Genomic DNA, 13717 nt, shown 5'->3' with positions numbered 1-13717 from the left:
TGAGCTCAGTATTACTTCGCGCTTTGCCTCTGCTTCCGCTTTTTGATGCTTGAGCCACTTTTTCCACGTTTGGATCAGCGCACGCCTTCTTGTGCCTGCGAAGTCAGACTCGGCGCGCCTCCCCACCACTTGAGGGTGCACGCGGCCCAGCTCAGCCCTCCCCCGAATGCCACGAGGAGAAGCTGCTGGCCATCTCTCAAGCGCCCGTCGTCAATGGCCTCTCCCAGTGCCAGAGGCACCGTGGCGCTCGATGTGTTGCCGTAGCGGTCGAGGTTCACCACCGCCTTGCTGAGCGGCATCCCAAAGCGTTCGCACGCCGCTTCGATAATGCGGACATTGGCCTGGTGGAGAATGACCCAGTCCACGCTGCTGGTGGCCAGGCCGCTTTTTTTCAGCACCTCTGTGCCGCTCTCCACCACGGCCCGAACCGCGAACTTGAAGACCTCGCGGCCATTCATGCCCAGGAAGCGGCCCATGGGAAAGCCGCCGGGGAGTTCTGGCGCCGCGCAGCGCAGGTACAGGCTGGACGCGCCCGTCCCGTCAGAGCCCAGGGCGAATGCCTGGAGGCCGTAGCCCGCCGGGACGGGGCCCAGCACCACCGCGCCCGCACCGTCGCCGAACAAGACGGCGGTGTTGCGGTCGTTCTGATCCACCACCTTGGACATCACCTCGGCCCCGACCACCAGGACCCGCCGGGCTGTACCTCCCAGGATCAGGCCCTGCGCCATGCTGAGCGCATACACAAAGCCGCTGCACGCGGCAGACAGGTCGAAGGCCGCCGCACCGCCCAGCCCGACTTGCATCGCGATCAGCGCGGCCGTGGACGGCATCAGCGCGTCCGGGCTCAGCGTGGCGCAGACCACGGCGCTCACGTCCTGCAATCCGTGTGGGTCACGCGAGAGCAGGTCGCGCACAGCGGCCACGCCCAGGTCTGAGCTGTATTCGTCTCCCCGGGCAAAGCGGCGTTCGCGGATACCGGTGCGGCTCTCAATCCACTCGGCGGTGGTGGCCAGCTGCGCCTCGTATTCGGCGTTGGACACCACCCGTTCTGGGACGTACCTTCCCAGCGCTGTTATGCCAATGGAGGACCTCATGTCCGGGAGGATCATGCCTTCACGCTACCATTCTTTGAACGGTTGTTCAATGAATTCTGAAAGCGCCAGTCTGGAGTCATGTCCGCTGTGGCCTTCTGAGCACGTGCTGTAGCCAGGCCAGCGAGGCAGAATGCAAGGAAGACGCCAGAAGCGCCGGCTACGCAGCGCTTCTGGCGTCTGAGCGTAGGGAGGAACGCTTTAACCCTGTGTGGACAGGTATTCGGCGAGGCGGTCCCAGGTCTGGCTGATGCCCTGCAGCATGCCCATGTCGAGTACAGTTTGCAGCGCTCCTTCGGAGTTGTACTCGGCGCGGTTGATCACGCGGGTTCCGCCGGGCACCTCTTCGAAGGTCAGGGTCGAGAGGGTGGAGGGCAGATCGGGGTTGATGCCCGCGTCCGCATCGGAGAAGTAGTCGGTGTAGACGATGCGCTCGGGCGCCTGGATGTCGCGGTAGATGCCCAGTCCCCAGGAGTCCATGCCGTAGAAGTCGCCCTGGGCGGGATCGACACACTTCATGCAGTAGTGCCACTTGCCCTCTGGGCGGAAGTCGACGGTGCAGTGGGGGATTTCCCAGCCCTGGGGCGCCCACCAGTGACGCAGGTGCTCGGCCTGAGAGAACGCGGCGTAGATCAGGGCGCGTGGAGCCTTGAAGGTGCGCTCCAGCACCAGGGTGCGGCCGGCTTCGATGTTCGAGGTGATGGCGGGCGTGTGGGTTGCGGTCATGTGGGGCCTCCTGTGGGGGTGGTGGGACCGATGGTCTGAAGTTCTCTGAGGTAGCTCTCGAGGCGATCAAAGCGGCCTTCCCAGAGGGTGCGGTAGGCGCTCAACCAGGCGTCGAGGTCCTGAAAGGGTTCGGGGCGCAGGCTGCAGATGCGGCGGTTGGCCTGGGCCTGGACCTCGATGATGCCGGCGTCGCTGAGGACCTTGAGGTGCTTGGAGGCCTGGGGCTGACGCAGGTCGAGGCGGGAGGCGATCTCACCGACGGTGAGGGGCTGCTGGATCAGAAGTTCGACGATGTGCAGGCGGTGGGGTTCGGCAAGCGCACTGAATGTGGCGGCGTTCAGGAAGGCCTCCTTTTGATTGAGACAATTATACCCAAATGGGAATATTCCTGTCAATGCATAAACTAGAACTGCTCTCCCCTACCTGTGCGGCGCGGGAACACCGACACCTGACGCGTGAAGACCTCTCCTTGCATCCAGTTGTGGGTACCCCGGCGCTGGCGGGGACGCACACGTTCATCATCCCCGGGTTCCACGCCCACACCCGCAAGATCTATGCCCTGATCTGGGCCAGTTGCCCCCGGCGGGAGGACACGTATCGCCTCCCGGGCGGCGCCTTTGGCTTTTCGCGCGCCACCTTTGTGGTCGCAGCGCTGGTTCGGGAAGTCGATGAAGCCACCTGGCGCTGGGGACGCGTGCTGGGTCAGCTTCCCGCACCGTACCTGATGGAGTGGCTGCGGGCCGCCCGCAGAGCGCTGCGATGTCAGGGCATCGCCGTGTAGTTGGGGACGAATGCACTCGCAGGGGCAGCAGCGCACCAATTTTGGTTGCCTACGGGGAGCAGAGGCTCTGGCGGCTTCGCTGTTGCCCCCCGTTGCGGCAGTATGCGAGCCGAGCGGGCGTGAGGCCGAGCGCCTGGCCGCAAAGGCGACGTTCGGCGGGTCCCGTGAGCCTCAAGAGGTCCGTTGACCCCTTGGTGGAGACGCCAGAGCGGACGGTGCTTCTGCTCGCCTGTACAAGCCTACCGGGGAAAGGTCAACTGGCTTGTGCCCAGCGGCGGCCATGTCGGCCCTCAGGAGGTGAAGTTCAGCTCCCTCCTCGGCCCACTCCAAGAGGGGAGGGCCGCAGCCGTATTTTTTGAGGTTGCTCCTCGCTCAATACCCTTAGGCAACACAGTGGCAAACCCAGCCGATAACGCCCGAAACGCGTCTGCCAAGGATCATGACAAACCCGTTGCTGGAGACGAACACGCCCAGCATGTCGGCAACGATCAACCTGTCACAGCACGTAAGCAACGGTATAAGCTGGGTGTCTTCTTGGGTCAAAGTGATCTCGGTCCCCTGTACGGTTAACCTGTAGACGGTTCACAGCAGTTCGTATCACAGCAGCCCAAGCGCCTTGCCCTGGAGGGCCGCCTGCGTCCGGTCACGTACGCCGAGTTTGCCAAGCACGCTCGTCACGTGGTTCTTGACGGTGCCCTCGGCGAGGCGCAGCGCCGCGGCGATCTCTCTGTTGCTCGCCCCGCTTGCGAGCAGGCGCAACACCTGGCGCTCCCGCTCGGACAGGCGCTCCACGGGAGGCTCCGCGAGAGGCGTGGGCGACTGCACCTCGGTCAAGCGAGCAAATTCCGCAACCACCCGCGCGGCAACAGAAGGTTGAAGGACCGACTCGCCCCGCGCGGCGGCGCTGATGGCCTCCACCAGCTGGTGAGCCCGCACGTCCTTGAGGAGGTACCCCACTGCTCCAGCGCGCAGCGCCCCATACACGTCCGCGTCATCGTCGAAGGTGGTGAGGGCGATGACGCGGACGTGCGGATAGGCCGCCCGCAAGCGCTTGGTGGCCTCCACACCCCCGAGGACGGGCATGCGCAGGTCCATCAGCACGACCTGCGGGTTGAGCTCCGCCGTTTTCTCCAGGGCCTCCAGACCATTGGTTGCCTCGCCCACCACCCGCAGTTCGGGCCGCACCGAGAGCAATGTCGCCAGGCCTTCGCGGAAGAGGGCCTGATCGTCGACCAGCAGCACCCGGATAGGCTTCACATCGGTATTGTGACGCGAAGGGTGAGGCCGTGGTTGGGGGCGCTGTCAAGTTGGACCGTACCGCCGAGGGCACCCACACGCTCTCGCACGCCGAGCAGTCCATAACCCCCGTTGGCGTCCACCGTGCCCACGCCGTTGTCGCGCACGCTGAGTGACACTGCGCCGGCATGGTGCTCGAGCGTCAGGGTGACTTGCGTGGCCTGCGCGTGTTTGCGTGCGTTGGTCAGCGCCTCCTGCGCGACCCGGTATAACCCCTGCTCCACCACAGACGCGATGGGTTGAGGTGGGCCCAGAATATGAATGGTTATGGCAACGCCCGCTGCCTCCACTTCTTGCGTGAGGGCGTGTAAGGCGTCTGGGAGTGGTCCCAGGGGGGTGCGCAGCGCAGCCACTGAGCGGCGCGTGTCGGCCAGCGCCTCGCCCGTCAGCGCCTGAGCCCGTTCCAGCGCCCGTTCGGCCTGCTCTGGATGAATTCGGAACACCGCCTGCGCGGCCTGAAGCTGCATGTGCAAGGCGGTGAGGTGGTGTCCCAGCCCATCGTGGATTTCGCGGGCGAGGCGGTTGCGCTCACGCATGGTGGACAGCTCCTCTGCCTGGGCGGCGGCGGCGAGGAGCCCAGCGTTGGCCCGCCGAAGTTCCTCGGCGAGCGCTTCCTTCTCCGCCCTCACCCGCCGCTCGCCAACAGCCACGCGGGTGATCAGCACGACGAAAACGCCTGCAATGAGCAGGCCAAGCCCTTCTCTCAGGGCGTCGTTCCAGCGCATGCCCAGGTGCGCGAGCGGCAACAGGGCGCAGGCGGCCAGGGCCCAGCCCAGCGGGAGTACCTGGCTGGCCTGATTGATGAGCAGCAGCAGCAGCAAGACGTTACCGATCCCGATCCCTCCGAGGGCGACGAGGCTGACACCGAGCGCGCCCTGGAAGCAGAAGTACGTCAGATGGATGAATGGGCGCTTCCGGCGCTGCGCGGCGCGAAAGCCAAGGGTGGCAGCCAGCACATAGGCCGCGCCCAGCACAGCAGGCAGGGCTTGGGAGGCCGCAGCAGGCAACGGTTCGCTCAACGTGAGGCCATACGCCAGGACGAACAAGGCGGCCGTCCAGGTGCCCGGGGCCAGGGCGAGCGGCAGGGCAGTCGTAAGCGGTGAGGTAAAGCGCTGGTTCATCCCGTTCTTCCCCTTAGCGTAACGTGATTGAAGGCCGGGGCATAGGGGCCGTCAGAGTCCAGCAGCGAGGCGACGCCGGTTCCAGGGCCGCTGCTCCAGGAGGCGGAAGAGGACCAGGGAGAGCGCCCCCAGCGCCAGGGGACGCAGAACCACAGTGGAGGTCCACCATCTACGCCCCCGCGGGGGTGCGTCCCAAGACCGGAATTCCAGGCGTTTGGAAGCGAGCACGGCAGTGGGAAGGTCGGTGTGGCGGGCCAGTCCGAGCAGAACCGCACTGAATGGAAAGGGCCCTCCGCTGGACCATTCGGGGCGGCGGCGATATGCCGCCGTCCAGGCAGGTGGAGCAGGTGGCGTGCCAGCAATCAGCAGTGGGCGCGACGTGGCCCACTGCTGGGGCGTGCGGCGCGCCACCAGGTGCAGGCCCGAGCGCGTGGTAACAGGGCCCTCTGGAGCGACGCTGACCAGGCGGCCTGCCAGGGCTGTGGGTACCGTGTCGTAGAGCGACGCCAGGGCCAGATCGTCGATCCCGTCAAACAGCGCGGCGCCCAAAGTGGGACGGTCCCAGCGGTACAGCAGGTTCAGCGCGGTGATCAGCGCGTCTGGGAACGTCAGGTGAAATTGGGATATGGCCGTCTGATCGAGGTAGCGCGTTTCAAGGTGTAGGGCCTGCGCCACCCGCTCGGCCAGGTCTCGCCCCTGCAGGCGGGCGATGACGCGCAGCGCGCCGTCCACGCCTGAGAGGATGCCCCCCGTGCTAATGACCGAGCCGTCATCAACGTAACGTTGGCCGCGCACCCACCGTACCGCCGGGAACTTCCGCTTGATGCGGGCGATGTCCCCCCAATGGGTGGTGGCGGGGCGACCGTCCAACAGGCCTGCGGCAGCCACCATTTCGGCCCCCGCGCAAACGCTCATCACCAGGCTTTTCCCCCCCTGGCCATGCCGTTTTATCCAGAGTCGCAGCGCCTCGTTGGTCCCGAGATGCAGCACATTGGGCACCACAATCACGTCCGGGGCCCAGCCGAACCGAGCGTCGAGCGCAGCAAAGGTGAACTGCGGCAGCACATCCAGATTTCCCGTCAGTGGAACGGGCCGCAGCGTTTCGGCCACTGTGATGACATTGAAGGCTCCCGTGGCCTGAAATACCACGTAGGGGGCGAGTGCGTCGGTGATCTCCGTCCCGTCCAGAGCCAGCACCACCGCAACCGTAGGCTTGGTTGGATCGGGTGCTGGTGACGCGAGGGTCCCCTGAAAGGCTGGGGTGGGAGGCGCTGGAGCGAAGAGAAATGAGGTGGCCGTCGTGATCCCGACCATCAGAGGCAGGGCAAGAAAGGCGACGGGGTACTTGAGGACCTGTAAGGCGCAACGCCGGTGCGTAGAGGGCAAGGGAACTCCTTTAATCCTGCGAGGGCAGCGCGGGGAGCGTGGCCACCTCGCCCACGGTATGCACCGGGCCGGGCGGCATGATCGCCCAAAAGTCATGTCGTCGGGTCATGTGTCCGGTTTCGTTACCCGGGTGTGGTGACGTGCAGCGCTACTCTCCATCTTTGTGGGGTTCACTGGACTTGTTTGACTGCCCTACCGCTTGGGTGCAAAAGGCCTGGAGGAGGAGAATGGCGTCCTGTCCCTCAACCTGCTGATGGGCACCAGGCGGTAACGTTGCTGGCATCCGCGCGCCCAGTGTGTACCCCACCACTGCATGGGAATGTAGACCCAGGATGACGGCGAGGGAGGGCCGTCCCCCTTTCATCGGCAGGTGCGTCAGGTCAAACGTCCACACTTGGTGAGGCTACGCCACCCCGAACTCACGGTCGAGCAGGTTGGAGCAGACCGGAAAGGTAGGCGCTGCTGGGCCACGCTGGTGTGCTCGTGGAGCAGCACGGCCGTCATTCGCATGTCGAGCTTCAGGGTCTGCGACAGGCTTAGGATTGTTCAGAGCGTTCCCGAGGAGCGCTTTAGATCCGGCTGGGTCCGCTGGCCTTGAACGCGTTTGCCATGGCCGTGCCCTCCCCCACCACATGGGCACTGTGCTGACTGACCTCGCGCCGCTCCAGCACCTGGCCACCGGTCAGGCGCAACGCGCCAAGGGGTATTCCGCCCTGGATCTGCTGCGCGAACGTTAGCACCTCTCCACCCGGGCGGAAGCTGTGCGCTGCGCACCCATCCAGGGTCACGAGCTGCCAATGGGTACCGTCCTTGCGTCACACCTTCGCCGTGCCGTGCAGGTCCGTCATGGGCGCCCCTCCGCCGAGCATTCCGGACACTTCGGTGACCAAGATTGCAAGGTTGGAATCCTACCCTCTTCGGAGGTGGCGACGCCCATAAAGGCGGCCCGCTCACCCCCTTTGATCGTCTCCCCGGCACCCAGGTGATCAGATTGCCCGGGACTGTGGCGCTAAGCGCCGCTGCGTCCAGTTCCCCCTGGAGCGCCCGGTGGCGCATCAGGTCGAGTTCCAGCGCCGTGAACTTGCGGTGGTAGAGCAGCGGGGCCCGCTTGACAGCGAAGATCGCCGCTTCCTCAGGAGAGCGGCCCTGCAACTGCTCGGCAAAGTCGGGCACCGCCACGTCGGGTTCTCTCACCTTCACCACCCGCTGTGAAGTCCCTGGGAGCACGGTGGATCTCCCTGCTCCACGTCCACGTACTGGTCAGAGTGCTTGATCAGGTGCATCAGGGCGTGGGCGGGGGTCTTCCCCGACTTCACCAGACGCTCGAAGAGGTCAGTCCGGGCCACCAGGACCGAGGCGGTGTGCTGACGCGCGAGCTGGCGAGAGACGCCGTGCAGGCGCAACCGGTGCAGCAGTGCCGGACTGACGGGCGAGAACTCGTGGCGGAGGCGCTGCTGACGGCCGCGGCCCTCCACCGTGACCTGCCGCAGGTATCCCCGGCGCTGCAGTTCCTCGTGGGGCCCCTCGAGGGCCCGGCGGATGACGTCCGGCCGGGTGGTGGGCAGCTTGCACTGGTCGGCCCACTCCAGCAGCCCCACCTCGTACTCGTCGATGATCTCGTCGGGTTGCTCGGGGTTGTAGCGCATGGCGTCGAGCAGCCGGAAGATGCTGCGGGTGCAGGGCCTCGACAGCGACTGCATGAATTCGAGGTTCAGGGGCTTGATGTACCCGCTTCTGAGCGACGCGACAAGCGGCTCGGCCAAACGGATGCGCAGCATGCTTCGCTCGCCGAACTTCCCCGACCCGCCCTGGTGGGTGTACTCGAGCAGCTCGATGAAGTGGAAGTTGACAGTCGTCCAGCGCCGGTTGAGATGGTCGCGCCAGCCCCCGCTGACCTCATGGGACGTGGTGTGCAGGCGGTCAAGGCTCACGCTCAACATCTCGCGGTACTTGCCGTTGCGGTGGAAGTTGGCGAGCTGCATGAGTTCCGAGACGGACAGCACCATTTCACCGTCGTGCGGAAGTCCGATGCTCATGTAGTGATCGATCAAGGCGCTGCTGACGTCATTGTCGATGCGGTGGGGAATGCTGTAGTCCAGCAGGGCCCGGCAGGCTACCCGCACCACCCGGTCGCCGTGCTCATACGTGACGCGCCAGCTGTGCTGTTCTGCCACCTAATCCTGAGCGGACACGAGGTTGAGACGCCCCCAGTTCAGGTCATCGAATCCGGCCCGCTTGCTCTCCTCCACTCCGCCTCCTGATGTTGAACAACATACTCTTTATGGAAAAGATCTTTTGAAAAAGATTGGTGAAAAAACACCACCAGGGAGACCAGACAGAGGGCGTCTACGAGAGGCTGCAGCCTCCCTTATCCCACAGGTGTGTCTCAGGGAACGCCACGGGTGTGCCTCAGCCCTCTTCTGAGACACACCCGTGGGAAATCTTTTCAACCCCACAGGTATGTCTCAGGAGAACATACCGCCGGGCAGTCGGAAGCTGACGGCCACGTTCTCCTCAGGAAGCGTCATGATGGCGAAGCAGTGCTGCTGGAATGGACCGTCCGCGTGGCAGACGGTCGCCTAGATCCGCGATAGGTGGTTCGAGAGCCACGCCCTCTGCGGACGCAGGGTCAACACGTGCCTCACCAACGACCTCCTGGAGCTTGGCAGGGTCTTCCGAACCGAGAAGCTGAGCACGAAAGCCTGGCAGAAGGTCTTCGGGCGTTCTGCCGGCAGGAACGCCCCTGGGGTGTTCTCCATGCTGCTCCAACGCAAGGCGAAGAGAGCCGGCGGCCAGGTGCAGTGGACCGGTTCCTGGGGGACGGCACTCTCCCGGCACTGCATCTGCGGGGCCAGGAAGAAGCCTCGCTCTCAACGGGTCCACACCTGTACTTGCGGGGCGGATGGGCTTCAGAGGGACCTGCGCTCGGCGTACCTGGCAAGACATACGGAGAGCGACACCGTGGGTTGGAGGGATGTCCAAGCATCCTCCGAGGGGGCGGAAGTGTGCCTGGGATCGGCCCACCAGCACCTCGGTGCTCTACAAGCCGCGCGTGGAAGACCACGGTCCTCCCACCCCTCACGGGATCAGGGCGGCTCGCTCAACCTGGAGGGCTCAACGCTCCGCCCGTTGACCAAGGCCCACATTGTGGGAGAGGGCAGATGGGCAGACGAAAACCCAAGCCTTGAAGCGTGGGCTGCTTCAGGTCTCTGCGTATGGTCTGACGACAGTCCAGGAACAGGAACAGTGCCCTGAGCAGTTGGGCGCGGCGGAGGACAAGGCCCGTAGGCGAAGGTCTGTTCGCACCGTATGGTGATCTCGGTCCGATGCCTCACGGATTTGGTATCGCTATGGTACGGCACGGATCCGTTCTGCACGATTAAGACGTGCGGCGCGGCGACGGAATCCCAGAACCTGCATATGAGGCGATTCCTCCAGCCCAATCAGGTCCATGCCCATGAAGGTCGCGAATGTGGGGCGCTCCTCTCCCCTGTCCAGCTGCTCGTATGTTCGCTTACTCTCCTTCCCGGTCACGTTCGTCTGCCACTTCTACAGTTCCGTGGCGGGAGTATTGAGGGGCAACGGGATCAGCCTCAGTGCGCCATGTCAGTTCATCCCGTCAGAAATGGTGGTATGGACGGTGCCCCTGAATAACGCAATTCAGGGGCACCACTCTGTATTGCGTTATTCAGACCCCTTTACTCACCCAGAATTTCATTGAGTTGTTGAATCAGTGCCTCTGCGCGGGTTCTTTGATCGGCAGTCAGCTTGTTCAGTACCCGAGGAGTCATCTTCTTTTTGAGTTGAACAACGGCCAGTTCCGCACCGGAGGACGAGCGGCGCTTCAGGGCACTGATTTGTTCCCGCAGTTCGAGGTGCGTGACCTGGTCGTCAACCGCGCTTCTGAGGAGGGCTGGCTGGTGTTCCTGAGGAGCACGGGCGATCAGTAGCGCCTTACTGTACTCCAGCGTCCCGCCCTGCACCGCCTGAACGAGAACTTCCGGCAGATTCAGAACCGGAAGACCGTTGGTGACGAACGACAGCCACTGCTCGCGGCCCAACTGGGTGAACAGGGCGACAAGCTGGGCCACCTGCTCCAGGTCCCGGCTGGGATCACTCCGGAGTTCCTTCAACCGCTGTGCCGCTTCCTGGGAGGTGGTGCCGAACAGTCGGGCGATCAGCCGGAGCTTGAACGCCACCTCGTCGTAGCGGTTGAGGTCCTCCCGCTGCAGATTCTCGACTGTGGCGACAAGTTCGGCCTCCTCGTCACTCAGGTCACGGACCAGAGAGGGAACTGTCTCCACCCCAGCAAGCTTCGCTGCCCGCCAGCGCCGCTCTCCGTACACAATCTCGTAGCGCTCCTCGCTCAGGGGACGCACGAGCAAGGGCTGCAGGACGCCGCGTTCCCGAATGCTTTCGGCCAACTGCCTGAGGCTGGCTTCGTCAAACGTGCGGCGCGGCTGCCTGGGGTTCGGAACCACCGAGGCAAGCGGCAGCTGGATGACCCGGGCGTCAGTAGGGGAGGTGACGCTGGCAAATTCGATGGAGCGCTGCAGCATTCTGTCCATGCCAGTGCTTGACCGGGCAAAACGGTTCTTGCTCACTGCTCGTCCTCCAGGGCAGCCCGGATCTCGGCCCAGATCTCGCGGAACTGGCCGAGTTCCACCGGTGCACGTCCAAAAACCTTCTCGTAGGCCGACAAGGACTTCACGACGGTTTCCAGGCGCGGGTGCGCGTTCAGGGCCTGGTTGGCTTCATGCGCCATACCCTTGCGGGCATCGAAGCGGTTGAGCACGATGGCGTAATTGAAGCTCGGCAGCGCGGCCTCGAGGTCAGTAAGGAGTTCCAAGGTGGTGGCAAGGCGGTCGACATCAAGGCCTGTCGGGAGCACTGGTACCAGCACGACGTCGGCCACGGTGGCAGCGCTCTTCAGGATCTCACGGTTATTGGGCGGCGTATCAATCACGACGGTGCAGCCCTCCTGGGCCAGCCGCCGCGCCTGACGCATCAATGTGTTGCGGTCTGCCGCCATGACCTCGAAGGGAAGGGCCACCCTCTCGGCCTGCGCGTGTTGCTGCCACCGCAAGGCGCTCACTTCCTCGTCGGCGTCCAGTACCACCACGCGCTCCTGCTCCTGGGCGATCGCGGCCGCGAGATGCATGGCGAGCGTCGTCTTTCCCACGCCTCCCTTGAGGCTGGCCAGCGCAATGATGTGGGGCGTTGCCGGAAGTGCCTTCTGGGGGCCCGCACCCTCGGCGGGAACAATGGTGGCGAGCGCTGTGCCGTGGCGGGTCACCACCAGAGGCTCTCCCGTAGCTTCCACCCGCCGGATCATATCGGGCAGATCCTGCCGAAGGGCCCGGATGCCGACCTTCTTCTGTGACATACCTTAAGACTACACAATGTGTACACAAACGCACAACTCTGAATTGCATTATTCAGGGACGTTCCCTCGCCTGTTTCAGGACGTTTCGTTGAAGGCGGAAGGCAACCCAGCAGCTTACCGGGCGCTTGTTTATTGTCCTCCATCATCTCACTCGGTGATCAGGTTCAGGCGGGGAGATCCCCCCTCCTACAATCAAACCACAACAAAACGGTATTCCTTGCCGAGCGCCTCTGGACATAGGAATACTGATCTCAGGCTGCGCCGTCAGCTCAGCGCTGGCGCTGCCCTTGAGGGTGCTGGCGATCTTGAAGGCAACTTTCCTACCGGCGGGGATCTAAATGCGCTCGCAGGCGCCGAGACGCATAGCGGTACGGGGGGCCGTTACCTTCTGATCATCAGGGCACACATCCTTGTGCCCAAAGGCAAGCGGGTGGGGGAGACGCTGATCGTCCGGGCAGAGCGGTTTGCCGAACGCCTGGGTGCGTGGACCTCGACGCGTGGGAAGCGGGAGGGGTGCTTAAGGGAAACGCGAGCATCTTTCCATGTCAGAGGACCTGGAGCCGGACGCGAAAGTGGTGCAGGGCCTGCAGGCGCTGGAGGTAAAACTCCAGACCGTCCGAACGGAGGTGATGAACACGGACAAAGCTCCTACCCCTCAATCATTTTCGGGAGCCACCCGTGGTCAATTTCACTGCCCAAGCGCTGCGGGAGCGAGATGGAGCAGAGGTGGGGCCAATCACGGACGGAGCGCTGTGCGGCGGGCTCAAGGCCAGTCGACTGGAGCGCGCCGCTGTGCTCAACGCAGTGCTGGTCGCCATCAAGCACACGACTTCATAGGTGACGGGCGGCTTCTGGGGTCTGGATCCCGGGATGGTGCTGTACCCGTTACGGGGGTTGCGGGGCTCACTGGTGTGCCTCGGCTGGGCAGCGTGCAGGTCACGGTCGACCCGGTGGGTGCGGTGCGGGTACACGGGGGAAGGCGCTGGCCACGGAGCACGGTGGGGGAGAGGGCGCCGGTAGAACCGGACCTGAGCCCCGTCCCGCTGAGTAGCGTGTTATTGCTCGCCTTGCAGATTCCCTAGAGGCGGCACTCCCGCAGCGGAAGAGGCGCTTCTGGGAGCAATGCGCAGCCTAAGAGATGACCAGCCACCCACCAAATAGCGGTGAGTGGCGAAGTCTTCGGCGCCAATGCTGGCGATTGCGTGGCGGCCTTTCAGTCAGGCGAAGTTCCCGGTCCGCCCCTGTTCTGCCTCTGCTCCGGTTCCTCGATCCGTGAAAGACGCTTGGGGCCTCTAACAGAAGTGCAGGGCCCTATGGCTGGCCCCACGGAGTGTATTCGGTCCTCTTTTTCTACAGGCGAAGTCGGTAGGCGCGCGACCACGCGTAAAAGGGAACGCCGGACCCAAGTTACTGGGCCAAGGTCAGTGCGCCGACGTCCCGGAGTGCCCCGCGCACGAGCCTCGGGCCTGCGCCTCAGGTCCGCCGGATAGGAGCTCACTGCAGCTTCCCTCCTGATATACGACCTGGTGAGGTGACATCTGCCTGGGCGGAAGACGCTGGCTGCATCTTCCACCCAGGCCTCAAGGAGAGAGGGAGGTATGAAAGACTTCAAGGCATTCGCAGATCAGGTCGGCCGCCGGTTCAAGACGCTGCAGGCCAGCCCGGAACTGTTCGTGACCAGCTGTACCGGGGACGAGCTCTACGCGCAGTACCTGGCCGTGTCCCCCGAGGGAACCAATCCCACGTACCGGGAGCGCACGGGGCACGACTGCTCGAATTGCCGGAGCTTTCTGCGCAACTTTGGTGGCGTGCTGGCCATCGATCCCACGATCCTCGCCGTACAGACGGTCTGGGACAGCTCAGGGTTGCCCTTCCCCTACGACGTCGTGGCCACGCGCCTGCGCGAGTTTGTCATCAGTCAGGGCGTCGG

The 13717-nt window shown here is 64.3% G+C and carries 13 protein-coding genes; 3 read left to right on the top strand and 10 right to left on the bottom strand.

The window, feature by feature from the left end:
* Positions 1 to 74: 74 nt before the first annotated feature.
* The 3 genes from B9A95_RS09510 to B9A95_RS09500 all read right to left on the bottom strand — a co-directional run bounded on the left by B9A95_RS09510 (position 75) and on the right by B9A95_RS09500 (position 2212).
* On the bottom strand, positions 75 to 1094 hold the full coding sequence (locus B9A95_RS09510; protein ID WP_245808225.1) for a beta-ketoacyl-ACP synthase III: 1020 nt from the start codon (positions 1092 to 1094) through the stop codon (positions 75 to 77).
* Positions 1095 to 1292: 198 nt separating this feature from the next.
* Positions 1293 to 1817, bottom strand: a complete 525-nt coding sequence (locus B9A95_RS09505; protein ID WP_084046764.1) for an SRPBCC family protein — start codon at positions 1815 to 1817, stop codon at positions 1293 to 1295.
* Positions 1814 to 2212 carry an ArsR/SmtB family transcription factor gene (locus B9A95_RS09500; RefSeq protein WP_245808224.1) on the bottom strand — a complete coding sequence of 133 codons (399 nt, stop codon included), beginning with the start codon at positions 2210 to 2212 and terminating at the stop codon, positions 1814 to 1816. The genes B9A95_RS09505 and B9A95_RS09500 overlap by 4 nt, the downstream gene beginning before the upstream one ends.
* Between B9A95_RS09500 and B9A95_RS09495 the strand changes: the two genes are divergently transcribed.
* Positions 2212 to 2598 carry a hypothetical protein gene (locus B9A95_RS09495; protein WP_084046763.1) on the top strand — a complete coding sequence of 129 codons (387 nt, stop codon included), beginning with the start codon at positions 2212 to 2214 and terminating at the stop codon, positions 2596 to 2598. The genes B9A95_RS09500 and B9A95_RS09495 overlap by 1 nt on opposite strands.
* A gap of 597 nt (positions 2599 to 3195) precedes the next feature.
* Here the strand turns inward: B9A95_RS09495 and B9A95_RS09490 are convergent.
* The 4 genes from B9A95_RS09490 to B9A95_RS31940 form a co-directional block, all read right to left on the bottom strand.
* A complete protein-coding gene (locus B9A95_RS09490; protein ID WP_084046762.1) occupies positions 3196 to 3855 on the bottom strand; it encodes a response regulator in 660 nt (219 codons plus the stop codon).
* Complete coding sequence (locus tag B9A95_RS09485) at positions 3852 to 5015, bottom strand: sensor histidine kinase (protein ID WP_084046760.1); 1164 nt, start codon at positions 5013 to 5015, stop codon at positions 3852 to 3854. Before B9A95_RS09485 ends, B9A95_RS09490 begins: the two co-directional genes overlap by 4 nt.
* Positions 5016 to 5066: 51 nt before the next feature.
* Positions 5067 to 6401, bottom strand: a complete 1335-nt coding sequence (locus B9A95_RS09480; protein ID WP_170928547.1) for a DJ-1/PfpI family protein — start codon at positions 6399 to 6401, stop codon at positions 5067 to 5069.
* Positions 6402 to 6970: 569 nt separating this feature from the next.
* Positions 6971 to 7189: a hypothetical protein gene (locus tag B9A95_RS31940; RefSeq protein WP_139806629.1), complete on the bottom strand. Its 219-nt coding sequence runs from the start codon at positions 7187 to 7189 to the stop codon at positions 6971 to 6973.
* A 259-nt stretch (positions 7190 to 7448) separates the two neighbouring features.
* Here B9A95_RS31940 and B9A95_RS33505 point away from each other — a divergent pair, with 259 nt between their 5' ends.
* On the top strand, positions 7449 to 7613 hold the full coding sequence (locus tag B9A95_RS33505; RefSeq protein WP_170928546.1) for a hypothetical protein: 165 nt from the start codon (positions 7449 to 7451) through the stop codon (positions 7611 to 7613).
* On the opposite strand, the gene B9A95_RS09475 is transcribed toward B9A95_RS33505, so the two are convergent.
* The 3 genes from B9A95_RS09475 to B9A95_RS09460 all read right to left on the bottom strand — a co-directional run bounded on the left by B9A95_RS09475 (position 7598) and on the right by B9A95_RS09460 (position 11787).
* Positions 7598 to 8575, bottom strand: a complete 978-nt coding sequence (locus B9A95_RS09475; RefSeq protein ID WP_084046757.1) for a replication initiator protein A — start codon at positions 8573 to 8575, stop codon at positions 7598 to 7600. The two genes, B9A95_RS33505 and B9A95_RS09475, sit on opposite strands and share 16 nt — an antisense overlap.
* A gap of 1524 nt (positions 8576 to 10099) precedes the next feature.
* Positions 10100 to 11005 (bottom strand): ParB/RepB/Spo0J family partition protein, encoded by a 906-nt coding sequence (locus B9A95_RS09465; protein WP_084046753.1) that lies wholly within the window; start codon positions 11003 to 11005, stop codon positions 10100 to 10102.
* Positions 11002 to 11787, bottom strand: coding sequence for a type II toxin-antitoxin system prevent-host-death family antitoxin (locus tag B9A95_RS09460; RefSeq protein ID WP_084046752.1), 786 nt, complete (start codon positions 11785 to 11787; stop codon positions 11002 to 11004). The genes B9A95_RS09465 and B9A95_RS09460 overlap by 4 nt, the downstream gene beginning before the upstream one ends.
* Positions 11788 to 12465: 678 nt before the next feature.
* Between B9A95_RS09460 and B9A95_RS33500 the strand changes: the two genes are divergently transcribed.
* The gene (locus B9A95_RS33500) at positions 12466 to 12624 is read left to right on the top strand and encodes a hypothetical protein (RefSeq protein WP_170928545.1); all 159 of its coding nucleotides are present in this window, start codon (positions 12466 to 12468) and stop codon (positions 12622 to 12624) included.
* The last annotated feature ends 1093 nt before the right edge of the window (positions 12625 to 13717 follow it).

The sequence above is a fragment of the Deinococcus hopiensis KR-140 genome (assembly GCF_900176165.1).
GTDB lineage: Bacteria > Deinococcota > Deinococci > Deinococcales > Deinococcaceae > Deinococcus > Deinococcus hopiensis.
Note: the sequence above shows the minus strand (reverse complement) of the source record. Positions and strands in the feature narration are given on the sequence as shown.

Coding starts and splice junctions, on each gene's coding strand:
- B9A95_RS09510 (WP_245808225.1), bottom strand. CDS start 1,094: ATGAGGTCCTCCATTGGCATAACAGCGCTGGGAAGGTACGTCCCAGAA.
- B9A95_RS09485 (WP_084046760.1), bottom strand. CDS start 5,015: ATGAACCAGCGCTTTACCTCACCGCTTACGACTGCCCTGCCGCTCGCC.
- B9A95_RS09460 (WP_084046752.1), bottom strand. CDS start 11,787: ATGTCACAGAAGAAGGTCGGCATCCGGGCCCTTCGGCAGGATCTGCCC.
- B9A95_RS09505 (WP_084046764.1), bottom strand. CDS start 1,817: ATGACCGCAACCCACACGCCCGCCATCACCTCGAACATCGAAGCCGGC.
- B9A95_RS09495 (WP_084046763.1), top strand. CDS start 2,212: ATGCATAAACTAGAACTGCTCTCCCCTACCTGTGCGGCGCGGGAACAC.